This is a genomic window from Streptomyces sp. NBC_01478 (assembly GCF_036227225.1).
Classification (GTDB): Bacteria; Actinomycetota; Actinomycetes; order Streptomycetales; family Streptomycetaceae; genus Streptomyces.
In genome coordinates, this window is the sequence record NZ_CP109444.1 from 10,713,341 (window position 1) to 10,737,625 (window position 24,285).

The window sequence follows — 24,285 nt, forward strand, 5'->3', positions numbered from 1 at the left end:
AGCTCGGCCCCGTCTCACACCGCCAACAAGTCGTCCACCGAACTCTCTTTCTTCGCCGCATACCTGCCCGACACGAGCGCCCACTCGTAGTTGCCGTTGATCCAGTGCTGGATGGCTTCCACGCCCTGGTGGACGCGGAGGCGTTCGTTCTCGTCGAGGTTCAACTCGTCGCACATCCGGGGGACTTGGGCTTCCAGTTCGAGGTATTCGGCGAGGCGGTCGTTCGTCATGCGGTACGCCTCCTCGGCTGCCGCCTCCCATGAGCAGTGGCGCTCCCGGTGGAGCACGGCTATGAGGTTGTGGCCGTCGCCCCGGCGGCGCTCGCGTTCGAAGGAGTGGATGTCGTTCATGAAGCCGATGGTGTCGGCGGCGAGGTCACGCATGCGTTCCATCAGCGGGTGCGCCTGCACCTGAGCCGGGACCTCGAAGCCCCGGCTGCGTTCCCCGGCGTCGATGCTGTGATGGATGCCGACCGTGCGGCGCCGGAAGTCGGTGTATTCGTCGAGGTCCAGCGTGCCCGCGATGCCCCGGGCGGCGAGGTCGACCTCCTCGCAGTGCGCGACCAGGAACCGGCCCCAGGAGGCCGCGAACCGGGTTCGCCAGGTCAAGGACATGCCGTCCGAAAGGTGGTCCCACACCTGCGCCCAGGCGACGGTGATCGGGCAGACGACCCGGGGCCTGCTGCCCGCCGGACGCAACGGCGTGACGATCAACTCCCGCGCCACCTCCAGTATCCGGTCGGCACGGTCGGGCCGGTTCGCGTCGAACTGGTCGTCGAAGAGAAACGCCAGCGAGAACCAGTTCATCAGGACGACCATGTCCGCGGCCGACGCGTACGGATAGGTGCGGGCCGCGGCCTGCGGGAGGTCCCACGACCGGTACTCCTCGAACCCGGCCTGGCTGCGCACCAGGCCCATGTCCCAGATCCAGCGCAGATGGCGGGCGCGGGCGTACTCCAGATGCTCACTGACGGGGGTGTCGAAGGGGAGGTCGAAGGTGACGTCCTGAGGCATGCGCTTCCTTTCGGGAGACGGAACACTGACCCCCCCCCACTGCGAGCGGGCGGTCCGTTCGACCGCCCGCGCCCCCGAACTACGCTTCGTGGTACGAAAGTTGGACCGAGAAGCGGTACGAGGCTGCCCAGAGCCTAAATGATCTACGCCGCGCCTTGATCGTGATCCCCGTTACTGCTCATGCCTCCTGAGCTGCGTACACTCCCACCCCTCCGACGTAAGTAAGCGCTACCCGTGTCGCCGCGATCTCCTCCGGCGGAGCGGCGAACGGATCGCGGTCCAGGACCACCAGATCCGCCAACGCCCCCGCCGCGACGCGGCCGGTGTCGTCCAGGTGGTTCGCGTACGCCGAACCCGCCGTGTACGCCGTGACCGCCTCCGCGAGCCCGAGCCGCTCGTCGGGCAGGAACACCGGTCCGGTGCCGCCCGGTTCGATCCGGTTGACCGCGACATGGATGCCGTGCAGCGGATCGGGACTGCTCACCGGCCAGTCGCTGCCCGCCGCGAGCGTGGCCCCGGACCGCAGCAGCGCCCCGAACGGGTACTGCCACAGGGCCCGTTCGGGTCCGAGGAACGGAATCGTCAGCTCGTCCATCTGCGGTTCGTGCGCCGCCCACAGCGGCTGGATGTTCGCGACCGCGCCGAGCCGCGCGAACCGCGCCACGTCGTCCGGGTGCACCACCTGAAGGTGTGCCAGATGCGGCCGGGTGTCACTGGGCCCGTTCGCCGCCCGCGCGGCCTCGATCGCGTCCAGCGCGTCCCGTACGGCCCGGTCGCCCAGCGCGTGGAAGTGGCACTGGAAGCCGAGCGCGTCCAACTCGGCGACGTACTTGGGCAGTTGGTCCGGGTCGATGAAGCTGGTGCCCCGATTGGCCGTGGCGCAGCCGCACTTGTCGAGGTACGGGTCCAGGAGGGCGGCGGTGCCGGTCTCGGCGACCCCGTCCAGCATCAGCTTCACGCTGCCCGCGCTGAACCGGCCGTGGCTCAACGCGGCCCGCCGCTCCACGAGTTCGGGGATCTGCTCGGCGCCGCGCCCCCGGTCCCACCACAGCGCCCCGACCGCGCGTGCGGTGAGCGAGCCGTCCCGGGCGGCGGCGAGATACACGTCCGACGGATCGTCCATCCCGAGGAACTCCCCGACGAGCGCGTCCTGCCAGGCCGTGATCCCGAGTCCGTGCAGATGCCGTTGGGCGTGCAGCAGCGCGGCGAGCCGGTCGGCGGGGGTGGCCTGCGGGGCGAGCCGTCCGACCAACTGCATCGCGCCCTCCTGAAGCGTCCCGGCCGGCTCGCCCGACGCGTCCCGCTCGATCCGCCCGTCCACCGGATCGGGCGTCGCGCGCGTGATGCCCGCCAACTCCAGGGCCCGGCTGTTGACCCAGGCCCCGTGATGGTCCCGGTTGGGCAGATACACCGGCCGGTCCGGTACGGCCGAGTCCAGCAGCTCCTTCGTCGGCGTACCGCCCTCGAACGCCTCCATCGACCACCCGCCCCCGGTGATCCACTCCCGATCGGGATGCGCGTCCGCGTAGGCCCGCACGATGGCGATGGTGTCCTCCGCCGTCTTGGCCGTCGTCAGATCGCACTGGGTCAGCTCGAGCCCCGCCGGCACCGGATGCACATGCGCGTCCTGGAACCCGGGCAGCAGCAACCGCCCCGCCAGATCGACGACTTGGGTGCGCGGCCCGGCGAGGTCGTGCACCTCGGCATGTCCTACGGCGGTGATCCGCTCGCCGGTGACGGCCACGGCGGTCGCGGTGCGGCCGTCGGGGGTGAGGACAGGGCCGTTGGTGAAGAGGAGGTCTGCGTGCATGGTCCGTTTCCTTGTGGGGGTCAGCGAGAGGTCGCGAGCAGGTGCGGGGCGTCGGCGTCGGTGCCCTGCCCGGACTGGAAGTAGAGCGACTTGCGCCCCCATTTCGCCCAGGCGGCGGCCATGAAACCCGACGCGATCATCGCCAGCGGGGTGAGCAGCAGGAACCAGCCGTTGTCCGCGCTGACTTCGAGGTGATCGGTGGACGTGTAGAAGGACCAGCAGAGGTAACCGCCCAGTCCCAGCAGGGAGACGGCGCTCAGCGTGGGCAGCACCACCGCGCGCACTCCCTGCCGCAGGTCCTCCCGGAGGAGGGAGCGGAAGCGTACGGCGGCGGCGAGGGCGGTCAGCGCGTAGGAGAGGGCGACGACGATGCCCACGGCGTTCACCGTCGCCATGATCATGTCGGCGAGGCGGGGTATCACCAGTGCCAGTGCGGCAACCGCCGTCGCCAGCGCGCCGATCAGCAGGGTGCCGAGGGCGGGAGTGCCGTAGCGGGAGCTGACCTTCGACCAGACCGGGCCGAGGGTGCGGTCGCGGCTCATCGCGAACATGCCGCGGGCGGTGGGGATCACGCCGGCCTGGAGCGAGGCGACCGCCGAGAACATCAGCGCGACCAGGGGCAGCGCGGCCAGCGGCTGGGAGGCGAGACGGTCGCCGAAGTACGCCAGACCCTGGGCGCCGTGGCCCGCCAACTCGCCCTCGGACAGCACCCGTTGGAAGGCGATCGAGCCGAGCAGGAACAGCCCCAGCATCGTCACGAGAGTGATGAGACCGGCCCGGGACGCGTCCCGCGGGTCGCGGACCTCCTCGTTCACGGTGAACGCGGCCTCGAATCCCCAGTAGCAGAACACCGACAGGAGCAGGCCCTGTGCGAGCGCCGACGCCGAGGGGATCGCGAACGGGTCGAACCAGCTCAGGCTGAAGGCGTGCGGGCCGGTGACGATGCCGTAGCCGCAGAAGCCGAGCAGGACGACGTACTCGAAGACCAGCAGTCCGGTCTGGAGGCGGGCGGCGGTGCGGACGCCGGTGACCGCGGTCAGGGTGACGGCGACCAGGACGACGATGCCGACCGCGGTGGTCTGGGCCGTAGAGCCGGGGTCGAGGGCGAGGCCGGCCAGCCGGTGCACTCCGGCCTCCCCGGCGAGCTGGATAATGGCCGAGCCGGTGACCGCCGTGGTGTACGCGAGGAACGCGATCGTCGCCACGATGTTCACCCAGCCGACCAGGAAGCCGAGCCACGGAGTGAGTGAACGGCCCACCCACACATAGCCGTTGCCCGCGTTCGGCTCGACCTTGTTCAGCCGGGAGTAGGCGCCCGCGATGCCCAGGATCGGCAGGAACGCGAGCAGCATGATGGCCGGCAGATGCAGCCCGACCACCCCGGCGGTCACGCCCAGACCGATGCCGATGCTGGTGGTCGCGGCGGTGCTGGACGCGGCGATGGCGATGCCGTCCAGCAGACCGAGGGACTTGCGCAGTGCGGGCCCCGACGGGGGTGGCGTGTCGTTCATGGCGTGCTCTCCGCTCGCACCGGGGGGCCCGAACGGCCCCGGTGAACGCACATGAAACTGCCCGCGCCCTTAACAGGTCAACGGTGTTGTCATAAGGTGCGGGCACCCGGACCCGAGCAGCGAGGAGGTCGTCGTATGAGCGAGCGTGTCGTCCCGGCCGCCGATCGGCGACGCAGACGCCCCACCAAACAGGGCGTCGTCCTGTCCGAGGAACTGATCGTCGGGACCGCCCTCAGACTGATCGAGGAGCACGGCGCCGACGCGCTCTCCGTGCGCCGCCTCGGCCGCGCCCTCGGCGCCGACCCCAGCTCCCTGTACCGCTATTTCCGGCACACCGACGACCTGATGCTGGCCGTCGCCGACGAACTGATCGGCCGGACGCTGCGCACCTGGCGCCCCAGCGGCGACTGGCGCGCCGACCTGCGGGACCTGGGCCTGCGCATGCACGCGGGCGCGCTCGCGCATCCGAGGGCGGCGGTGCTCAGCGCGTACCGGGTGACCGGGCGGGTGTACGAGATCCAGGCCGTGGAGGCGATCCTCGGGGTGCTGCGCGGGGCGGGGTTCCCCGACGTCGACGCGGTGCGGATCTACCACGCCTACGTCGACCAGGCCCTCGCCTTCGGCGCCCTCGACTCGGCGAACACGGCGCTGCCGAAGCCCGCCCGCGAGGCCGAGGCGGCCGTATGGGAGGCGACGTACGCGCGACTGCCCGCCGACGCGTACCCGCACATCGCGGCGACGGCCCGCCATCTCGTGGCCACCATGCGGCACAGTTCGTACCCGGCCGCCCTGGATCTGCTGCTGAGCGCGGCGGCGGCGCGCCTCGCCGAGATCCAGGCCCCGTCTACGAGGAGCGCGGGGCGAAGGCCGTCGTCGTGAAGGTCGCCCTGTTCGCGTTCGTCGTGCCGTCGGTGATCCACCAGCGCGTGGGGCGCTCACCGTAGACGCCGAACCTGGTGTCCGCGCCCCAGTTCAGGACCAGCTCGTCCTTGCCGTCACCGTCGAAGTCGGCGGCACCCGCGGGCCTGGCGTGCCGCCATTTCGCGGGGATCTGCTTGCCGTCCTCCGTGGCCGGCCCGTCGCGCAGGACGCTGGTCCGCCGGGTGCCGTCGAGGAGTGTCGCGCCCTCGTACGTGGCGACGAGGATGCCGTCACGGCCGTCGCCGTCCGGGTCCGCGGCGACATAGCCGCCGGGTCCGTAGCCGGTGCGCGCGGGCTTCGGTGCCCCGGGGAGCCGGTACGTCACCGGTGCGCCGCCGGAGCCGGGATACACCGCGAGCGAGCCGTCGACCTCGGCCGGCTCGGTCCCGAAGCCGGGCTCGTCGTTACGGCTGCCGTCGTCGCCGACCGCCACATCGCGCTGCCCGTCGCCGTCGAAGTCGCCGAACGCGTGCGCGTTCCCGTTCCTCAACTGCCGTGCGGTGGCGGACAGTTGAACGCCCTTGCGGGCGGTGTAGAGCGTGTTGCCGGACTGCTCGCCGTCGCTCACCGCGTGCACCAGGAGCGAGGTCGCGCGAGGCGTGCCGGACGGGGCGACGGCGTCGGCGACGAGTTCGCCGTCCGCCCAGGGGAGGCTCGTGTCGGTGCGGGCGGGGGCGCCCGAGCGCGTGAACGGGCCGTACATCACCACGAGGGACGAGCGGTTGTACGCGAACCCGGCGAGGTCGTGGTGCCCGTCGCCGTCGAAGTCGCCGCGCACCACGGACGTGACGCCCAACTTCGTTACGCTCTGCGGCAGTTGGACGGGCGTGGCGGTCTTCGAGGCCGGTCCGCCGGGGCCGCCCCACGAGATGTACGGGACGGTGCGTGCGGCGAAGACGTTGTTGTCCGACGCCATCGGGCCCCGGACGGTGGTGACGAAGTCCGGGAAACCGTCGCCGTCCAGGTCGGCGGTGGTGACGTCGGCGGCGGCCACCGAGTCCTTCGGCGCCAGCAGTTGGCGGCCGGGTGCGGGCAGGCCCAGACCGGTGCGGCCGTAGACCCCGCGCGTCGACGGGTCGAGGCCCCTGGCCGATCCGTAGACCACACCGACCCGTTCGTCGGGGGCGCCCTCGCCGCCGCCGACGACGATCGGCACCACGAGGTCGCGGTGCCCGTCGCCGTTGAGGTCGTCGGGGTCCTTGGAACCCTTGCCCGGAGCGGGAGTTCGGCTCGTGGTGCCCGTGGCCGGTGCTCCCGAGGAGGATGACGACCCGTCGTCGGTGGCGGTTCCGCTTCCGCCGCCGCATCCGCTGAGCGGAGCGAGCGCGGTGCAGAGGGCGAGGGTCACTACGGCGATACGAGGCTTCACCCGTCCCACTCTTACATCCCCCGTCACACCCGAACCAGGAGAGCCGCGCGGTTGTTGCACGTTCGTTGGTCGACAGCGGTCGTCGGCATCAACTGGCCGAACCTGGATACCCGTTGGGTGCGTGACAACCGGAATTCGACCCTTGCGCGCCTGGATCTTCGGAGGACACATGGCACTCGTGACCGCAGGCTTCGTGGTGCTCGACGCGGTCGAGCCGGAAAAGCTCGCCGTGTTCTACACGGAGCTGCTGGACGCCGAGCAGACCGACATCTCGCTCGACCACGTGGAGATCAGGGGCGCCGAAGGGACCCGGCTCGCGTTCCGCCGGGACGTCAGCGCCACACCGGCGAGCTGGCCCCGCGCCGAGAACAACCAACAGGTCCACCTGGACTTCCTGGTGGAGGACCTGGACGAGGCCGAGCGCCGGATCATCGGACTCGGCGGACGTCCGCTGGAGACCAAGGACATGCCGGGGCCGTACCAGGAGCGCGTGTACGCGGACCCGGCCGGCCACTCCTTCACCATCCGCCCGGTGCCGCCCACGGCCACCGATCAGGGCTGAGGAAGTCCACCCCTGGCCGGCGGGCCCGACCGGTCCACTCTCGGCGGCCCTGGCCCCAACCGGCCTACTCCCGGCCGCCCTTGTCCTTCACCGGCCAGATCCCGGTCGAGTGCTCGATGGCCTTCGCGCCGGTGCGGTCCGCCGCGCTGCGCGCCACCGCGAAGAGGGCGCCCTGAAGGGCGGCGGCGAACAGGATCTCGGCCCAGCCGCGGTCCCGGTCCAGCGGGTCGGGTGCGTTGTCCTCGTGCCGTACCGCCTTCCACGCGGCGCGGAAGGCACGGCCGGCGAGGGCGCCGCTCACCAGGCCCAGGACGAGGCCGACGGGCTGGTAGACGAGGGGGAGCTTCTTCTTCTTGATCTTGGCCACGGGTGTCTCCTTCTGCGGACGAGCGGGTCGGCACCCCGACGGTGTCACCGAAACCGGAGCTTCGGTAGAGGGTGTGAGCAGCACCTTCAGGGGCAGTCGGCGTAGATGAGCGACACACCTGCCGACCCCGCGCCCGACGGTGACACGGACGGCGCCACGGACCGCAAGACCCGGGTCACCGTCCTCGTCGCACTCGCCGCCAATCTGGTCATCGCGGCCGCCAAGGCCGTCGGCGGTCTGGTCGCCGGGTCGCCCGCGCTGCTCTCGGAGGCCGCGCACTCGGTGGCCGACAGCCTCAACGAGGTCTTCCTCCTCGCCGCCCTGCGCCGCAGCCGCCGCCCCGCCGACGAGCGGCACCCCTTCGGCTACGGCAAGGAGCGCTTCTTCTGGTCGCTGCTCGCCGCCGTGGGGATCTTCGTGATGGGCGCCTGCTTCTCCGTGTTCCAGGGGATCGAGGCGCTGCGCAACGGCGCCGAGGAGACGTCCGCCGGCTATGTGGTGGGCTTGATCGTGCTAGCCGTCGCCCTGGTCGTGGAGGGAATCTCCCTGCTGCGGGCCCTGCACCAGGTGCGTGCCCAGGGCGGCGGCATGGACGCCCTGCGCGACCCCGCGCTGCGGACCGTCGTCGCCGAGGACGGCACGGCCGTGCTAGGCGTGACCCTCGCCATGATCGGCATGGCGCTGCACATGATCACCGGGCAGGTGGTGTGGGAGGCGTCCGCCTCGATCGCGATCGGAGTGCTCCTCGGTTACGTCGCCTACCGCCTGGGCCGCGACGCCCGCGACCAGCTCATCGGCGAGGCCGTCGATCCCGAACTGGGCGACAAAATCCGCGAGTTGCTGGCTGCCGAGCCCGAGATCGACAGTGTGGAAGCGCTGTTCACCATGCGGATGGGGCTCGACTCGACGATGGTCGCCGCCCGGATCGACCTCGTTCCCGGCATGGACAGCGAGCGGGTCGAGGAGGTCTCCATGCGGATCAAGGAGTCCCTGGGCCGTGCGGTGTCCGAGACCGGTGAGATCTTCCTGGACATCACCGACCGGCCGGTGGCCCGGGCAGCGGAAAGCCCCGCCGCGACGGGGGAGCGCGGCGGGGCCTGAACGTCGGCTGCCCGACGCCCGCCGGTTCATGCGCCCCGGAACCGGAAAAATTCTCCGGGGCACAACCGGCCTTCGGGACTCAGCTTCCGTCGGCCGGTTCGAGGACGAACACGGGGATCTGCCGGTCCGTCTTCGTCTGGTACTCGGCGTACGGGGGGTACGCGGCGACCGCCCGCTCCCACCACTCGGCCTTCTCGTCGCCGGTGACCTCGCGGGCCGTCAGGTCCCACTTCTGCGGTCCGTCCTGCAGCTCGACACGCGGATCGGCCTGGACGTTGAAGTACCAGACCGGGTGCTCGGGGGCGCCGCCCTTCGAGGCGACCACGGCATAGGTCCCGTCGTGCTCGACCCGCATCAGCGGGGTCTTGCGGATCTTCCCGCTCTTGGCGCCCACCGTCGTCAGCAGGATCACGGGCAGACCCGTGTCCATCAACGTCGTCCCCTTGGTGCCGCCGGAGCCCTCGTACAGCTCGACCTGGTCGCGCACCCACTGCGACGGGCTGGGTTCGTACTCGCCCTCAAGAGGCATGGCATTCGTCCCATCTCGCGTTCTACGGCTGTCTCGCACCGAGATTCAACACCAGCCGGTGCGTGATTCATCCATACCGCGACTCTCTTCGGCCACGTCCCTTCGACCGGGTGATGACCTCGGAGGTAATCGCACCGGAACGGCCCCTGCGGCACAGTCGGGACCGCGCACGACCACCGGCCGAGAAGGGACACCCCATGTCCGCGACACCAACCACCCGCACCGTCGTGGAGGACCTGCTGCACCGGATCGGCCACGCCGAACCCGAGCGCGTCGCGGAGCTTTACGCCGAGCACGCCGACTGGAAGCTGAACTGGCCCGAGGACGAGCACGGCCGCGCCGCCACCCCGTGGATCCGGCACCGCGCCACCCGCGCCGACGCGGCCGACCACTTCCGGGACCTCGCCGCCCACCATGTGCCGGGACGGGTGGGCACGGAGATCGAGCGCATCCTGGTCGACGGCGCCGACGCGGTGGTGCTCGGCGAGATCCGGCTGACCGCGAGGTCCACCGGGCGGCCCTATCGGGCCAGATTCGCCCTCCATCTCACCGTCCGGGACGGACTGATCGTCCGGCACCACGTGTACGAGGACAGCTTCGCCGTGGCCCGGGCCTTCGCGACCGGAGCGGGCGCGCGCTGATCTTGGGACCGGGCGAAGCGGACGGACAGGTTCGGCCAGATTGCAGGCACCACCGATCTGGCCGAACATCAGGTGGCCCTATAGGTGCCTCGGGCATCTAATGAAGATCGGCAAGACGCACTCATCGTCTGCGAGGTCTTCCATGACGGATCTGACGGAACTGACCGGTCCGACCGACCTGACCGAACCCGTCGCCTTCCCGCAGGACCGCACCTGCCCCTACCACCCGCCCACCGGCTACGACCCGCTGCGCGCCGCCCGCCCGCTGACCCGCATCACGCTGTACGACGGTCGCAAGGCCTGGCTCGTGACCGGACACGCCGCCGCCCGCGCGCTGCTGGCCGACCAGCGCCTGTCCACGGACCGCACCCACCCCGACTTCCCCGTGATCAACGAACGGTTCGCGGTGGTCCGCGACCGGAGGATCGCCCTGCTCGGTGAGAACGACCCCAAGCACCGCACCCAGCGGCGGATGATGATCCCCGGTTTCACCGTCAAGCGCGCCACGGCGATGCGGCCCGGCATCCAGCGGATCGTCGACGACCTGCTCGACGCGATGATCGCCCAGGGCCCGCCCGCCGACCTGGTGTCCGCGTTCGCGCTTCCCGTACCGTCGATGGTGATCTGCGCGCTGCTCGGCGTCCCGTACGCCGACCACGAGTTCTTCGAGGCCCAGTCCCGACGCCTGCTGCGCGGCCCCAGGGCCGAGGACAGCCAGGACGCGCGCGATCAACTCGACGCGTATCTGGGCGAGTTGATCGACCGCAAGCAGAGGGATCCGGGCGAGGGGCTGCTGGACGACATGGTCCGGGAGCAGTTGAACGAAGGAACCCTGGACCGCGCCGAGTTGATCTCCTTCGCGGTCATCCTCCTCGTCGCGGGCCACGAGACGACCGCCAACATGATCTCCCTCGGCACCTTCACCCTGCTGCGTCACCCCGAACGGCTGGCCGAACTCCGGGACGATCCGGGGCTGTTGCCGGACGCGGTCGAGGAACTGATGCGGTCGCTGTCCATCGTCGACGGGCTGATGCGGCTCGCCGTCGAGGACATCGAGCTGGACGGTACGACGATCCGGGCCGGCGAGGGCGTGGTCTTCTCGACCGCCGTCATCAACCGCGACGAGAACGTCTACACCGCCCCGGACGCCCTGGACTGGCACCGGCCCACCCGCCACCACGTCTCGTTCGGCTTCGGCATCCACCAGTGCCTCGGCCAGAACCTGGCCCGTGCCGAACTGGAGATCGCCCTGCACAGCCTCTTCGACCGGCTGCCCGCGCTGCGGCTGGCCGTCCCCGCGGAGGAGATCCCCTTCAAACCCGGCGACACGATCCAGGGGATGCTGGAACTCCCCGTGACCTGGTAAGAGGCTGCGCTCCATGCACACGGAAATCCACATCGACAAGGACATCTGCATCGGGGCGGGCCAGTGCGCCCTGGCCGCCCCGAGCGTCTTCACCCAGGACGACGACGGCTACAGCACGGTGCTGCCGGGCAAGGAGGACGGCGGCGACGCCCCGATGCTGAGGGAGGCGGCCCGGGCCTGCCCGGTGAGCGCGATCACGGTGTCGGACACGGTGGGCTGACGGGCTGACGGGCTGACGGGCGGGGGCTGAGCGGCTGAGCGGCTTCATGGAGGGAGGCGGCCGGCCTGCCGGACCGAGCCGCTCCCTCCGCCCGAGCCGATCAACCCACTACGCCCACCATCCCCAGCACCCTCACCTCAACCTTCCGCAACCGTTCCCACCCCGAGACCACCTCGTACCCGGCGACCCGCCCGCCCTCGACCGTCACCCGGAGCGCAAGCGACAACCGGCCCCCCGGAGCGACCACGATGCCCACGTCCCCGTCGACGAGGGCCAGGGTCGCGAACCGGGTCCGGTGCCGCAGCAGTACCGTCCCCTCCGCGACCGCCCGGGCACCACGCAGCTCGGCCGCCACGCCGGGCGGCAGCACGGAGGGGTCGGCATGGCGGACGACGTCAGGGGCGAGCACGTCGAGGAGGGCGCTGAGGTCACCGCCCCGCGCGGCGGACAGGAACGCCTCGACGACCTCCCGGTGCCGGTCGAGTTCGGCGCCCGGCACCACCGGCGTGCCCCGCACCTTCTGCCGGGCCCGGCTGGCGAGCTTCTTCGCGGCGGGCCGGGACCGGTCCAGGACCGCCGCGACGCGGTCGAACGGCACCGCGAACAGATCGTGCAGCACGAACGCGACCCGCTCCGCCGGACCCAGCCTGTCCAGCACCACCAGCAGCGCGAGCCCCACCGAGTCGGCGAGTACGGCCTCCTCCTCGGGCAGCTCGTCCGCGCCCGGCTCCGGCGGGTCGTCGCCGTAGGGATCCTCCCGGCGGGACGCACGCGAGCGCAGCATGTCCAGGCAGACACGGGAGACGACCGTCGTCAGCCAGGCGGTCAGGTTGTCGATGCCGTCGCCGCCCGCGCGGCTCAGCCGCAGCCAGGTCTCCTGCACCGCGTCGTCCGCCTCGCCGAGCGAACCCAGCATCCGGTACGCCACCGCCCGCAACCGCCCGCGCCGCTCCTCGAACCGGTCCGCCAACTCGTCGTGCCCCCGCATGGGTCACCTTTCCTCGTCGTGCTCCGTCACCTGTCCGACGTACCGGAACCGACCGAGGTGACCACGCCATGCTGCTGCACATCGACTCCAGCGCCGACACGACCGCCGACTCCGTGACCAGGCAACTCACCGGGGCCTTCGTGCGAACGCGCGGCAGGGCGGACCACCGCCACCGCGATCTGTCCGCCGAACCGGTGCCGCCGATCACCGCCGCCTACACCTCCCTCGGCCGCCGCGTGGAACGCGAGGGATTCGTCCCGCCCGCCAAGGTCCCCGCGCTGATCGAGAGCGCGGCCGAACAGCGGGAGTGGGAACTGACCCACCCCTACCTCACCGAACTCCTCGACGCGGACACGCTGTTGCTCGGTGTCCCGATGTACAACCTCTCGGTGCCCGCGACCCTCAAGGCGTGGATCGACCGCGTCACCTTCCCCGGCGCGCTCACCGATCCGGACACCGGCGAGAGCCTCCTGCGCCACACCCGTGTGGTCGTCGTCATGGCACGCGGCGGAGGGTACGGTCCCGGCACCCCGCGCGAACGTCTCGACTTCCAAACGCCTTATCTGCGGGCCTACTTCGGCAACCTGGGCGTACCGCCGGAGAACCTCCACCTCGTCGCCGCCGAACTGACCCGGGTCGACGTCATGCCCCGACCGGCAGGCATGGAGGACCTGGCGGCGGCCTCGCTCGCCCGGGCCCGCGCCACGCTCACGGCACTCGCCGCCGGCTGACCTCAGCCGGCCCGCAGCAGCGACAGGGCCGCCGCGCGCGCCTCCGCCGCCGGCTCCGCGCTCCCGGTGATGCCCGCCGTGACCATGGCGCCCTCCGCCAGCAGGAAGAGCTGCCCGGCCAGTACGGCGGGCAGCCCCGCGTCCGCCACGAGACCGGCGAGATACGCGCGGAACGCCCGCTTGTGCGCCCGCACTTGGGCCACCACCCGCTCCGAGGTCGCGCCGAGCTCGCCGTACGAGTTGATCCACGCGCAGCCGCGGAAATCGGCCTCGCCGAACCACTCCTCCAGCCAGTCGAAGACGGCCGGAATCCGCTCCCGTGGATCATCGTGCCGCTCGACGTGTCCGGCGAGGCGTCCGCGCCAGCGCAGGTCACGCCGTTCGAGATACGCCTCCACCAACTCCTCCTTCGCGGGGAAGAGTTGATAGAGCCGCTTGAGGGAGAGCCCGGAGGCGGTGCGGACGGCGTCCATGCCGACGGCCTGAACCCCCCGCCCGTAGAACAGCTTCTCGGCGGCGTCCAGCGCCTGCTCCCGGGCGACTGCGCTGTCCATCGAACCGACCCCTTCTTGACCTGAGAACGTGCGTTCTCTACGGTAGCAGTCGCCGGGAGAACGCACGTTCTCCGTACCTCGCCGCACTGGAGACGACCATGGCCGACCGCCCTCCCCTCCCGCCCTTCACCCGCGAGACCGCGGCGCGGAAGGTCCAGGCCGCCGAGGACGCCTGGAACACCCGCGACCCGCAGCGGGTCGCGCTCGCCTACTCGGAGGACTCCGTCTGGCGCAACCGCGACACCTTCGTCACCGGCCGCGCCGAGATCGTCGCGTTCCTCACCGCGAAGTGGGCCCGTGAGCACGAGTACGCGCTGCGCAAGGACCTCTGGGCCTTCGACGGCGACCGCATCGCGGTCCGCTTCCAGTACGAGTGCCGGGACGCCGCCGGGCAGTGGTGGCGGTCGTACGGCAACGAGCTGTGGGAGTTCGACGAGCACGGCCTGATGACCCGGCGCGAGGCCAGCATCAACGACCTGGCCATCGAGGAGAGCGAACGGCGCGTCTTCGGGGCGCGACCGGAAGCGGAGCGCGGCCGGTCCTTCCCCCTTCAATAGGGTCCCCTCCGCTTCAGTAGGCTCCCCGGGTGACCGAACAGGACTCGAAACCCTTCCTCTACGTCGTCGTCTGCGCCGCCGGCATCGCCGCCGACGTCGGCAGGCTGATCGCCGCCGCGCAGGAACGGGACTGGGAGGTCGGGGTCTTCGCGACCCCGGTCGCGATGGGCGGCTTCTTCGACACGGCCGCCGTCGAGGCACGGACCGGGCGGCCGATCCGTTCGGCGTGGCGAACTCCCGGTGATCCGCGTCCCTTTCCGCCCCCGGACGCCGTGGTCGTCGCGCCCGCCACCTTCAACACGATCAACAAATGGGCGGCCGGTACGGCGGACACCCTCGCGCTCGGCACCCTCTGCGAGGCGTACGGCCTCGGTGTTCCGACCGTCGTACTCCCTTGTGTCGGCGAGGCGTTGGCCGCCCATCCCGCGTACCGGGCGAGCCTGGCCCGGCTGCGCGAGATGGGCGTGCGGTTCGGCGAGCCGTACTCCGGCGAGGCCCAAGAGGACGGCGGGCGGCCGGAGTTCGGCTGGGAGCGGGCCCTGGACCTGCTCTAGCCGCAGGTCACGGTCGGCCCCGCGAGCATGCCCCCGGTGTACAGCGCCTGGCCCTGCGGCATCCAGTAGCCCAGCTTCGAAACCAGCGTGGAACAACGGGACTTGAGGGCGGCCTGCACCACCACCGTGTCCGGGTGCCCCGGCTGGAGATCGGTGAGCGCGCAGTCCAGGGCGTGCGGGAGCCGGTCCTGCGCCGGGTGGCGGCCGACCAGCGGATTGACGCAGCGCGGGTCGGACGTGGTCAGCTCGGCCCCCGTCCCCTCCTGCGCGATCAGCCCGAACCGCGCGCTGCCGTCGCCCGCGTCGCTGTGCCGGCGGACCGTGTACGTCAGGGTCGTCACCGACTCGGGCCGCAGGGTGCTCCGGTCGACCTCGATGCTGTGCGTCGCCTTCGGTACGGGCGCGGTCAGCGTGAGCGTGGCGTTGACCGTGCCCTGCACGTCGACGCCCTCGGGCACCGAGCGGACGCGCACGGTGGCCGTGAAGTCGTAGGTTCCCGGCCCCGGATACTGGCCCGACCCGGGCAGCGTGCCGGACGCGACCGTCTCGCCGGCGCGCCGCGCGGTCCAGGTGCCCGAGCTGCGGCACGCGTACCGGGCGGTCGGCGCGTGCCGTCGGCAGCTCGCGGGAGCCGATACGGCCATGGTGGGGGTGCCGCTTCCCGCGCAGAGACTGACGGCGGCTCGTTGCCCGTGCGCGCCGTGCAGAACGCCCGCGGACGCGCACAGCGTCGACGGCGGCTCGGGCGCGGGCGGCGCCGGGTCCGTGCCGCCCCACGCGGGCGACACCAGGGCCATCGGCAGCACGGCCACCCCCAGCAGGGTCCTCAGTCTGGTCCAACGTCTCGGCACCGCGTTCCTCCCGTACGGCCACAACCGGCCGGGCGCCGGTCGTCTGCGCCGAGGATGCGGGCCCACGCGGACTACCCGACCGCTCCCACGCCGGTCGGCCGGGGGCGGTCACACCAACGCCGGACGTCAGCGCCCGAGGAGCGCCCTGCGGCTCTGGTTGCAGCGGCTACCCCGTGCGCCCGTACGAGCTCATCGCACAGGTCCCGGATCCGCTCGACCGGCAGGGCGACGGTCCGGGCCGGCCGGACGCCCAACGCGTCGACCAGGCACGGGACTTCGGCGACCCCGTTGTCGACGCCGTACGGTCACGGCTGACGATCCGGACGCCGGCGGGCGGGGGACAGGAGCCGCCGATCCGGTTGCCGAAGTCGGCCTGGCGCGGCGGCCGGGCGCCGGTCGAGGTTCCGCTGTGGCCGGGCCTGGAACCTGCCCGCCACCGGCTGGGCGCACCTCTGCGTACCGCGCCGCACGCGCGGGCACGTCCAGGGTCAAAGCGCCCGGCCGCGCCACCCGCCAACGGTGCGCGCACATGCGCGACTTCGAGTACTCACGAAGTCGTACGCTCCGAAGCGGTACCGAACTCGAAGGCAGGAGCAGCAACGATGCAGTACGTGAAGCTCGGTTCGACCGGCCTGGACGTCTCGCGGATCTCTCTGGGCTGCATGACCTACGGCCTCCCGGACCGCGGCACCCACGAGTGGACCCTCGACGAGGAGGCGTCGCGCCCGCTGATCCGGCAGGCGCTGGAGGCCGGGATCAACTTCCTCGACACGGCGAACGTGTACTCCGACGGCACCAGCGAGGAGATCACCGGCAGGGCGCTGCGCGACTTCGCCCGCCGCGACGAGGTCGTGCTCGCCACCAAGGTGCACGGCCGGACCCGCCCCGGACCCAACGGCGCCGGACTCTCCCGCAAGGCGATCATGTCCGAGATCGACCACAGCCTCGAGCGTCTCGGCACCGACTACGTCGACCTGTACCAGATCCACCGTGCCGACCCGCACACCCCCGTCGAGGAGACGATGGAGGCGCTGCACGACCTGGTGAAGGCGGGCAAGGTCCGCTACATCGGGGCGAGTTCGATGTACGCCTGGCAGTTCGCCAAGCACCAGCACGTCGCCGAGCGGCACGGCTGGACCAAGTTCGTGTCGATGCAGAACCACTACAACCTCCTCTACCGCGAGGAGGAGCGCGAGATGCTGCCGCTGTGCGCGGACCAGGGCGTCGGCGTGCTGCCGTGGAGCCCGCTGGCGCGGGGCCGCCTCACCCGGGACTGGGGCACCACCACCGAGCGCAGCAGCAACGACAACTTCGGCAACCGCCTCTATCAGGAGGGCGACCGAGCCATCGTCGAGGCGGTCACTCGCATCGCCGGCGACCGGGGCGTCCCGCGCGCCCAGGTCGCCCTCGCCTGGCTGCTGCACCAGGGCACGGTGGCGGCGCCGATCGTCGGCGCGGCCAAGCCGCAGCACATCAAGGACGCGGTCGCCGCCGTCGAACTGGAGCTGAGCGACAAGGAGTTGGAGGAACTGGAGCAGCCCTACACGCCGCACGCGATCAGCGGCCACTCCTGACGGGTCGTCACCACGAAATCCCTCAGGTGGATGTAAGGAACTCCAGTGCGGGTCGTGCGGTGCGAACTCCGTGCCGCATGGCCCGCCCCGCCGCGGTGCCGGAGCTCGGGTGTGCACCTATTGGTTGGCTGTGAACTCCCTCATCGGTGATGTCGTGGAAGTCGTCAAGTCCCCTGACGTCACCCTCTCGCCCGGCAATGGGCCGGGCTGCCGGAACATGACCTGGGAAAACCGTAAGAAGGGCCGTCCCCGAGTCCGACGCGCGGGGTGTGCCGGGCGGCCCCCGCTAATGGTTTCTGGATTTCCCGTGTGGATACGGCGGCAATCCCATAACGGACCCGATTGACGAATCGTCAAATTGCCGGGGCCTGAACGCAAAGCACAAAACCGAGGCAGACCTTGTTCCGCCTCGCTGACCTGTGCAAAGGTGTGCCTGTCGGCGCACGGGCACATAGATGATTCCCCTCCGTGCGCTCGAGGCCGCTCCCGTACGTCACCCCCCTTGCTTCAAAAGAGCTGCCCCAGGCGGACGTTCGGGATGCCATCAGTCGGACGGGTGGACTCTGTCACCCCGTCGGCAGGGTCGCATACCCGCCGGTATGTGCCGAATTCCGCGTTTCACCTGGAGGAATGCAGCCGTGACGGACCCAGGTCCCTCGAATTCCCCGACTTCCGCTCACCACTTCGAAGTGACCGACGAGCAGCTCAGCGCCGAGCTGAAGAAGTGGACGGGGACGACACCCGCGTTGCAACCCGTGGGTGAACTGCTGGACCGGCACTGGGAAGCGGCCTTCGCCTATGCGCGGCTGTGCACCGACGGACCGCACCACGCCGGAATGCTCACCACGGCCGCTTTCACCCGGCTCTTCGGAGAATCCCTGCGGCAGTCCGGACCGACCGCGGCCTGGCGCCCCCAGGTGCTGGTCACCGTCCGCCGTATCGCCACGGAATGGGTCGCCGACCACCGGCAGGAAATGCTCCACCCCGATCTGCGCTGGTCCAACGGCGACATCGACCGCGTCGCGGCCCGACTGCTGCCGGTGCCCGAACGGCGGCTGATATCCCGGGCGTTCCAGCGGCTGCCCCAGTCGGCCCGCACGCTGCTGTGGCACATCGACGTCGAGTCCGAACCCTTCTCGGTGCCCGCCGGACTGCTGGGCATCGACGAGGAGGGCGCCGACATCGAACTCGGGCGCGCCCGCGGCCGGTTGCGCGAGGAGTGCCTCCAGGTCCACCGCGAACTCGCCCAGGACGACGAGTGCATGCGCTACATCCGGCTGCTGGACGTCACCTTCCGGCGCGGCGGCGCGGAGGTCGACCCGGACCTCGCCATGCACCTCTCCGTCTGCAAGCACTGCCGGTACACCGCCGACCAGTTGAACCAGTTCAACGCCGGACTCGGCATCGCACTGGCCGAAGCGGTACTCGGCTGGGGCGCGCGGGCCTACATGGAGGTCAGGGCCGGCAGTCGCACGCTGCCCGCCGAGGTGTCGTCCGCCTCGACCGAACTCGCGGTGCGGTCCGGCCCGCGGCGCGGCGAACTCAGAACGGCCCACAAGGCGCGCCGCCGGGTCCGCCGCCGCAATCTCTGCGTGGCGGTGCTGACCGTGAGCGGACTGGTCGTCCTGCCGCTCGTCCTGTGGTCGACCAGCGGTTCGGGCGGCGACAAGACCACCACCGAGAGCCAGGCCGCCGGCGCCTCCGGCACCGGCAAGGAGTCCGCCGACCCCTCCTGGGTCGGCAAGAACGACGCCACCACCCAGGGCACGCTCAGCGGCCGGCTGCACAACGTCGAGTCCGGCCTGTGCATCGGCGTCGCCGGCAACAAGCCCCTCCAGGGCACCGAGGCCGAACTGCAGACCTGCTCCTCGGCGGCCGGCCAGCAGTGGTCCTACGAGACCGACGGACAACTGCGCAGCACCGCCGACCCCGGGCTGTGCCTCGACTCGCACCTCGCCTTCGAGGTGCAGCTCGCTCCCTGCACGAACACGTCGTCGGCGACCGCGAAGAACATCCGCTACGACTTCACGCTCCAGGGCATCCTCGTCCCGCGCTGGAACCAGGACCTGGCGCTGACCCCCGCCTCCACCGACGGCGGCGGCGCGCTCGTGCTGAAGACACGGGCGGACGGCACCGCGCAGCGCTGGGTGTTCGACACCTCGAAGGCCGACCCGCAGATGCAGGTCGTCAACTGGGACACCGACAGCACCGACTCGCCGACCCCCACGACCAAGAAGGCCGCCCCGAAGGCGACGCCGACTCCGACGGCCACCCCCACTCCCACCCCGACCGCGTCGACCCCGCAGTCCACGCCGACGACGGCCGCTCCGACCGCCGACTACTGCGACTACTACCCGTCGTACTGCTCCGGCGACGGCCAGGGCGGCTGGGGCGGCGGAAGCGGTGGCGGGTACGGCGGTGGCGGGCACGGCCGCTGAGCCTCAGTGCGGCGGTGGCGGCGGCAGGGTCGAGATGCCCGGCGCCGCCTCCGGCCACACCAGCAGCACCGGACAGGGCGCGTGATCGACGGCGAACCGTACGGCCGGCCCGAGACTGTGCGGGCCGAGCCGGGCCCGGTCGCCGTCGCGGGCCAGCACCAGCAGATCGGCGTCCCCGGCGGCGGCCACCACCTCACGCTCGACCCGCCCGGCCCGCTCCGTCCGGGTGCACGGCCGCCCCAGTCGCTCGGCCGCCGCGTCGAGCAGTTCCGCTGCCGACGTGCTGCCGAGATCCTCCAGCCGCGTCCCGGGATCACGCTTCGGCCCACCCCGGCCGAGCAGCCCGGCGAACGCTCCGTGCGCGATCTCGGGCACATCCGGCCCGCTCACATGCAGCAGCACCACCTCGGCATCGTCCGGCGCATGCGTCCGTACGGCGTCCACACAGGCGGGCCAGGTGCCCTCGACCAGCCAGGCGATCACACGCATTCGGCCTCCCTCGGTGTCAGAGAACCTGGAGCGACACCCACAGTGCCACCACCGCCGGGACGAGCGCCGACGGCACGGCGAGCAGCCCCAGCTTCGTGAACTCCTTGAGATCCACGCCGTGTTCGTGCTGATGCACGATCCGCCGCCACAGCAGCGTCGCGAGCGAACCGGCGTAGGTCAGGTTCGGCCCGATGTTCACCCCGAGCAGCACGGCGAGCACGGCCCCGGGCCCGGACTGCGCGGTCAACGGCAGCAGGACCAGCACCGCCGGCAGATTGTTGATCAGATTCGCCAGTACGGCGGCCAGCGCGGCGATCCCGAGGAGCGCCGCGATGCCGGTCCCGCCGGGCAGCAGATGCCCGAGCGCGTCCGAGAGACCGTTGTCCACCACCGCCCGCACCACGATCCCGAGCGCCAGCACGAACGCCAGGAAGGACGGGGCGGCGGCCCGTACGACGGTGAGCGGGGTCGCCTGCCGCCGTAGCAGCGCCCGGCCGGCGAGGACGAGTGCCCCCGCCAGTGCGGCCCACGCCGGATCGACGCCGACCGCCGAGGTCAGCACGAACCCGGCCAGCGTGCAGGCCACGGTCGCCAGCGCGAACACCGGCAGCTCGGGCTTGGTGCCGGACGTGGGCGAGGGCGCCGCCGCGGCGAGGTCGCGGGCGAAGAACTTCCGGAACACCAGGTACTCGGCGCCGATCGCGACCAGCCAGGGCAGCACCATCAGCCCGGCGAACCGGGTGAAGCTCAGGCCGCTCGCCGCGAACGCGAGGAGGTTCGTGAGGTTGGAGACCGGCAGCAGCAGGGAGGCGGTGTTCGAGAGGTGCGTGCACGCGTAGACGTGCGGCTTGGGACGCACCCCCATCCGGGACGCCGTCGCGAACACCACCGGCGTCAGCAGCACGATGGTGGCGTCCAGACTCAGGACCGCCGTGATCGCCGAGGCCAGCGCGAACACCGCCGTCAGCAGCCGGCTCGGACTGCCCTTCGCCCACTCGGCCATCCACGCCCCGCAGGCCCGGAACAGCCCCTCCACATCGCAGAAGTGGGCCAGCACGAGCACTGCGGCGAGGAACCCGACCACCGGCCCGAGCTGCTCGGCCTCCGCCCGCGCGTGGTCGAGCGAGATCGCCCCGGTGGCCACGGCGACCCCGGCGGCCGGGACCGCCATGACCGCCTCCGGCCACCCGAAGGGCCGGACCACGGCCCACACGAGGACGGCGACGAGCAGGACGACGGACAGGGTTTCGGCGAGCGGGGTGTTCAGGGGACGGTCCTCCGGGACGCGGGACGTGGTGCCCGCCCCATGTAACCAGGCCGCCGCGCGCAGCCCGTGCTCAGGCGCCCGTACCCGCGCTGAACACCGTCAGTCGCACCGAGGACGCATTGCCCGACACCGGCACCGCGCCGTTCGTCCACGTCACCTTCAGCGGGTCCTTCTCGTCGGGCGGGGTCACCACCAGCGTGGTGGGGGTGGCCGTCTTCGCCCCGCTGACCTCGGGGTTGGAGAAGGTCAGGCCGGCCCAGGCGCTCTGGCCCGGCTTCAGCGTGACGGTGGTGACCGTACCGCCCGACTCGCGCACGGGGTTCGCCCCCAACTGCGTGCCGGACGCGTTCACGAACGCGGCGCCGGGAAAGCCGCGGACCGTGCAGGTACGGCCGGACGTGTTGGTGAGGACGATCGGGAAGTTCTCCTGCCCGGCGCCCGGGTCGTTGCCGCCCACGTTCGCCCGCAGCTCGGAGGTGTGGCACCGGCTGCTGCCGGAGGTCGAGGTGGTGGACGTGGAGGAACCCGACGAGGTAGAGGTCGATGTCGACGTCGAGTCCGAACCGGTGGCGGTGTCACTGCCGCTCGACGAGGTGACCGGCGTGCCCGACCCGTCGGTCGAGGGGTCACCGCCCGCCGGCGCGGCCGTACCCGACTGGGTCTGCGGGCTGCTCACCGTGCCGCTGCCGTCGCCGCAGGCCGTCGTCAGGCCCAGCACGGCGACCGCGCTCACGAGCAGCGCGGCCCGGCGCAGGGACGGGGACGTGTTCGCCATCTTCGACACTCCTGGAAGTTCACCGCACAGCGCCTCGCGCGCCGTCACAGTGGTCCGATGCGCGTGCGCGCCGAAAGGTTCGCGGGACCGCCGGAGTTTTTTCCGGCGGCGACTCCGACAGTAGTTCCGACCGTGATCAGGTGACCCGCAGCGAGCGGAGTACGCGGGTGGTCGCGTCGCCGCTGTGCTGCCGGATCTGGACGTAGACCTGGGGCTGCGCGGTGCCGCCGACCAGGTGGAGCGCGGTCTCCGAGAGGGTGCCGGTGCCGCCCGAGCAGTCGCTCCAGGTGCGGATCGTGCCGCGCCAGGTCGCACTCGAGTAGGCGTGGCTGCCGTCGTAGTGACAGCCGGAGTGGGCGATGGCGTTCACCTCGGTCGTCACGCTGCCGTGTTCGCTCAGGCCGATGAACACGCCGTTCACGTCCGCCGAGAGGTCCTGCCACTGCGCCAGGGCGTCGGCGACGGCAAGCCCCGGCTCCTGCCCGGACTGCAGACCGAGGGCCTGCGGATTCCAGCCCGAGTCACGCAGTTGACGGCCCCAGGCGGCGGGCACCTCCACCGCCACCCGGCCGGTGCCGTCCTTGACCTCCAGCTCTGAACTCCCGGACGACGACGGCAGGTTCAGCACCAGGGCGCCCGCCCCGGCGGCCACCACGACGAACAGAACCGCCATCAGCGCGACTCCCCGGTGCCGGCTGTGCGGCTTGTGCGCCGGGATCTCGGCGGCCAGTCGCTCCAGCTCCTCCGCGAACGCCCGCGCCGTCGGCCAGCGCCGCTCCCGGTCCGGCTCCAGCGCGCGCAACAGGGCCCGCTGGACCTCGGGGGACACGTCCCCCCGCAGCCGGTCCGGCCGTACGACCTGTCCGGGCGCCCCGGGAACGGTGCCGGTGAGCAGCTCGTAGCCGACCGCGCCCAGGCTGTACACATCGGCACGCTCGTCGATGCCCGAGCCGGGCTGCGCCTGCTCCGGGGGCTGATAGCCCGCCGAACCCGCGGCCAGGGTGAGTCCCGAGGCGTTCGCCAGGCTCTTGGCCAGGCCCAGGTCGGCGAGCAGGACCCGGCCGGTGCCGTCCGGGGTGGTGCGCAGCAGCACGTTGGTCGGCTTGATGTCCCGGTGGACGATGCCCGCCTTGTGCAGCGCGGCCGCGCCCCGGGCGGCCAGCGCGGTCAGCCGCAGCACTTCGGAGACGGGCAGCGGACCCGCGGTGAGCAGATCGGCGAGGGTGCCGGCGTCGGCGTACTCCATGACGAAGTACGGCCGTCCGTCCGGCAGTTCACCGATGTCGTAGACCTGCACCACCCGGTTCGAGTCGGCCCTGCGCAACAGCCGGGCCTCGGACAGGAAGCGGTCGACGATGTCGAGGCGGTGCGCCCAGTTGTCGGCGAGGACCTTCACGGCCACCGGGGCTTCGAGCACGTCGTCGTGCGCGAGCCAGACCGTGCCGAACGCGCCGGTGCCCAGGCGGCGTTCGAGTCTGTAGCGGCCGATCTGTTCGACGAAGTGCATGCGACTATCATGCCTGCTCGTAGACCGAGGCGGAGGAGTGGATCCAGTGCGGGACACGGTGCGGACCGAGGAACTGGCGCGGCGGGCCGCGGCCGGTGACACGGGTGCCCTGGACGAGCTGCTGCGGTCGATCGGACCCGAGGTCCTGCGGCGGTGCGGGCGCTTCCTGCCGTGCCGCGAGGACGCCGAGGAAGCGGCGCAGGACGTACTGATGCAAGTCGCCCGGAAGATCGGCACGTTCGAGGGCCGCAGCCTCTTCAGCACCTGGCTCTACACGGTGGTCGCCAACGGCTCGCGGCAGAAGTACCGCGAACTGAAGCGGCGGGCCGCCGAGCAGCCGGCCGTGATCGATGTCTCACAGCACGTCGACCCGCGCACCACGAGTGTGATCGCCGGGTCGAAGATCGACCTCCTGGAGGCGCTGGAGCGCCTTGAGCGGGAGCAGCCGCACCTGGTCGCGCCGCTGGTCTACCGGGACATCTGCAACCTGGAGTACGCCGACATCGCCGAGCGCCTCGGCATCCCGCTCGGCACGCTCAAGTCCCGGCTGCACGAGGCCCGCCGCCAGGTCAGGCCCTGGCTGGTCTGAC

The 24,285-nt window shown here is 71.5% G+C and carries 25 protein-coding genes; 12 read left to right on the forward strand and 13 right to left on the reverse strand.

From position 1 onward, the window contains the following. Positions 1–14: 14 nt before the first annotated feature. The 3 genes from OG223_RS47560 to OG223_RS47570 form a co-directional block, all read right to left on the reverse strand. Positions 15–1,013: a terpene synthase family protein gene (locus OG223_RS47560; protein ID WP_329263340.1), complete on the reverse strand. Its 999-nt coding sequence runs from the start codon at positions 1,011–1,013 to the stop codon at positions 15–17. A gap of 178 nt (positions 1,014–1,191) precedes the next feature. Further along, complete coding sequence (locus OG223_RS47565) at positions 1,192–2,823, reverse strand: amidohydrolase (protein ID WP_329263341.1); 1,632 nt, start codon at positions 2,821–2,823, stop codon at positions 1,192–1,194. Positions 2,824–2,843: 20 nt separating this feature from the next. Continuing rightward, positions 2,844–4,334 carry an APC family permease gene (locus OG223_RS47570; protein WP_329263343.1) on the reverse strand — a complete coding sequence of 497 codons (1,491 nt, stop codon included), beginning with the start codon at positions 4,332–4,334 and terminating at the stop codon, positions 2,844–2,846. Between the two features lie 135 nt (positions 4,335–4,469). Between OG223_RS47570 and OG223_RS47575 the strand changes: the two genes are divergently transcribed. Beyond that, a complete protein-coding gene (locus OG223_RS47575; RefSeq protein ID WP_329263345.1) occupies positions 4,470–5,213 on the forward strand; it encodes a TetR/AcrR family transcriptional regulator in 744 nt (247 codons plus the stop codon). Here the strand turns inward: OG223_RS47575 and OG223_RS47580 are convergent. Then, complete coding sequence (locus OG223_RS47580; RefSeq protein WP_329263348.1) at positions 5,179–6,624, reverse strand: FG-GAP repeat domain-containing protein; 1,446 nt, start codon at positions 6,622–6,624, stop codon at positions 5,179–5,181. The genes OG223_RS47575 and OG223_RS47580 overlap by 35 nt on opposite strands. Before the next feature lie 169 nt (positions 6,625–6,793). Between OG223_RS47580 and OG223_RS47585 the strand changes: the two genes are divergently transcribed. Then, the gene (locus OG223_RS47585; RefSeq protein WP_329263350.1) at positions 6,794–7,186 is read left to right on the forward strand and encodes a VOC family protein; all 393 of its coding nucleotides are present in this window, start codon (positions 6,794–6,796) and stop codon (positions 7,184–7,186) included. Between the two features lie 64 nt (positions 7,187–7,250). Here OG223_RS47585 and OG223_RS47590 read toward each other — a convergent pair whose 3' ends face one another. Continuing rightward, positions 7,251–7,553, reverse strand: coding sequence for a DUF4235 domain-containing protein (locus OG223_RS47590; RefSeq protein WP_200677538.1), 303 nt, complete (start codon positions 7,551–7,553; stop codon positions 7,251–7,253). 105 nt (positions 7,554–7,658) lie between these two features. Here OG223_RS47590 and OG223_RS47595 point away from each other — a divergent pair, with 105 nt between their 5' ends. After that, complete coding sequence (locus tag OG223_RS47595; protein WP_329263353.1) at positions 7,659–8,654, forward strand: cation diffusion facilitator family transporter; 996 nt, start codon at positions 7,659–7,661, stop codon at positions 8,652–8,654. A 79-nt stretch (positions 8,655–8,733) separates the two neighbouring features. Here OG223_RS47595 and OG223_RS47600 read toward each other — a convergent pair whose 3' ends face one another. Next, positions 8,734–9,183, reverse strand: coding sequence for a nitroreductase family deazaflavin-dependent oxidoreductase (locus OG223_RS47600; protein ID WP_329263355.1), 450 nt, complete (start codon positions 9,181–9,183; stop codon positions 8,734–8,736). A gap of 197 nt (positions 9,184–9,380) precedes the next feature. On the opposite strand from OG223_RS47600, the gene OG223_RS47605 reads away from it, so the two are divergent. The 3 genes from OG223_RS47605 to OG223_RS47615 all read left to right on the forward strand — a co-directional run bounded on the left by OG223_RS47605 (position 9,381) and on the right by OG223_RS47615 (position 11,410). Then, positions 9,381–9,824: a nuclear transport factor 2 family protein gene (locus OG223_RS47605; RefSeq protein ID WP_329263356.1), complete on the forward strand. Its 444-nt coding sequence runs from the start codon at positions 9,381–9,383 to the stop codon at positions 9,822–9,824. Between the two features lie 142 nt (positions 9,825–9,966). After that, positions 9,967–11,190: a cytochrome P450 gene (locus OG223_RS47610; protein ID WP_329263358.1), complete on the forward strand. Its 1,224-nt coding sequence runs from the start codon at positions 9,967–9,969 to the stop codon at positions 11,188–11,190. Between the two features lie 13 nt (positions 11,191–11,203). Continuing rightward, positions 11,204–11,410: a ferredoxin gene (locus OG223_RS47615; protein ID WP_329263360.1), complete on the forward strand. Its 207-nt coding sequence runs from the start codon at positions 11,204–11,206 to the stop codon at positions 11,408–11,410. Between the two features lie 100 nt (positions 11,411–11,510). Here OG223_RS47615 and OG223_RS47620 read toward each other — a convergent pair whose 3' ends face one another. After that, positions 11,511–12,398, reverse strand: coding sequence for a sigma-70 family RNA polymerase sigma factor (locus tag OG223_RS47620; RefSeq protein ID WP_329263362.1), 888 nt, complete (start codon positions 12,396–12,398; stop codon positions 11,511–11,513). Between the two features lie 68 nt (positions 12,399–12,466). Here OG223_RS47620 and OG223_RS47625 point away from each other — a divergent pair, with 68 nt between their 5' ends. Then, positions 12,467–13,129, forward strand: a complete 663-nt coding sequence (locus OG223_RS47625) for an FMN-dependent NADH-azoreductase (protein ID WP_329263364.1) — start codon at positions 12,467–12,469, stop codon at positions 13,127–13,129. Positions 13,130–13,131: 2 nt separating this feature from the next. Here OG223_RS47625 and OG223_RS47630 read toward each other — a convergent pair whose 3' ends face one another. Then, positions 13,132–13,683, reverse strand: coding sequence for a TetR/AcrR family transcriptional regulator (locus OG223_RS47630; protein ID WP_329263366.1), 552 nt, complete (start codon positions 13,681–13,683; stop codon positions 13,132–13,134). Positions 13,684–13,781: 98 nt separating this feature from the next. Here OG223_RS47630 and OG223_RS47635 point away from each other — a divergent pair, with 98 nt between their 5' ends. Together OG223_RS47635 and OG223_RS47640 are read left to right on the forward strand one after the other, a co-directional pair. Next, positions 13,782–14,240, forward strand: coding sequence for a nuclear transport factor 2 family protein (locus OG223_RS47635; protein WP_329263368.1), 459 nt, complete (start codon positions 13,782–13,784; stop codon positions 14,238–14,240). Positions 14,241–14,269: 29 nt separating this feature from the next. Beyond that, the gene (locus tag OG223_RS47640; protein WP_329263370.1) at positions 14,270–14,794 is read left to right on the forward strand and encodes a flavoprotein; all 525 of its coding nucleotides are present in this window, start codon (positions 14,270–14,272) and stop codon (positions 14,792–14,794) included. Here the strand turns inward: OG223_RS47640 and OG223_RS47645 are convergent. Next, positions 14,791–15,645, reverse strand: coding sequence for a hypothetical protein (locus OG223_RS47645; protein ID WP_329263372.1), 855 nt, complete (start codon positions 15,643–15,645; stop codon positions 14,791–14,793). The two genes, OG223_RS47640 and OG223_RS47645, sit on opposite strands and share 4 nt — an antisense overlap. Positions 15,646–16,247: 602 nt before the next feature. Between OG223_RS47645 and OG223_RS47650 the strand changes: the two genes are divergently transcribed. Both OG223_RS47650 and OG223_RS47655 read left to right on the forward strand, forming a co-directional pair. Beyond that, positions 16,248–17,219: an aldo/keto reductase gene (locus tag OG223_RS47650; RefSeq protein ID WP_329263374.1), complete on the forward strand. Its 972-nt coding sequence runs from the start codon at positions 16,248–16,250 to the stop codon at positions 17,217–17,219. A gap of 638 nt (positions 17,220–17,857) precedes the next feature. Further along, entirely contained in the window at positions 17,858–19,657 is a 1,800-nt protein-coding gene (locus tag OG223_RS47655; protein WP_443073809.1) for a ricin-type beta-trefoil lectin domain protein, read from the forward strand. Between the two features lie 3 nt (positions 19,658–19,660). On the opposite strand, the gene OG223_RS47660 is transcribed toward OG223_RS47655, so the two are convergent. The 4 genes from OG223_RS47660 to OG223_RS47675 form a co-directional block, all read right to left on the reverse strand. Further along, positions 19,661–20,146, reverse strand: a complete 486-nt coding sequence (locus OG223_RS47660; RefSeq protein WP_329263376.1) for a universal stress protein — start codon at positions 20,144–20,146, stop codon at positions 19,661–19,663. A 16-nt stretch (positions 20,147–20,162) separates the two neighbouring features. Next, positions 20,163–21,413, reverse strand: a complete 1,251-nt coding sequence (locus OG223_RS47665; protein ID WP_329265847.1) for an SLC13 family permease — start codon at positions 21,411–21,413, stop codon at positions 20,163–20,165. A gap of 70 nt (positions 21,414–21,483) precedes the next feature. Next, positions 21,484–22,188 (reverse strand): DUF4232 domain-containing protein, encoded by a 705-nt coding sequence (locus OG223_RS47670; protein WP_329263378.1) that lies wholly within the window; start codon positions 22,186–22,188, stop codon positions 21,484–21,486. A gap of 136 nt (positions 22,189–22,324) precedes the next feature. After that, entirely contained in the window at positions 22,325–23,695 is a 1,371-nt protein-coding gene (locus tag OG223_RS47675; RefSeq protein WP_329263379.1) for a serine/threonine-protein kinase, read from the reverse strand. 46 nt (positions 23,696–23,741) lie between these two features. Here OG223_RS47675 and OG223_RS47680 point away from each other — a divergent pair, with 46 nt between their 5' ends. Continuing rightward, entirely contained in the window at positions 23,742–24,284 is a 543-nt protein-coding gene (locus tag OG223_RS47680; RefSeq protein ID WP_329263382.1) for an RNA polymerase sigma factor, read from the forward strand. Position 24,285: the final 1 nt, after the last annotated feature.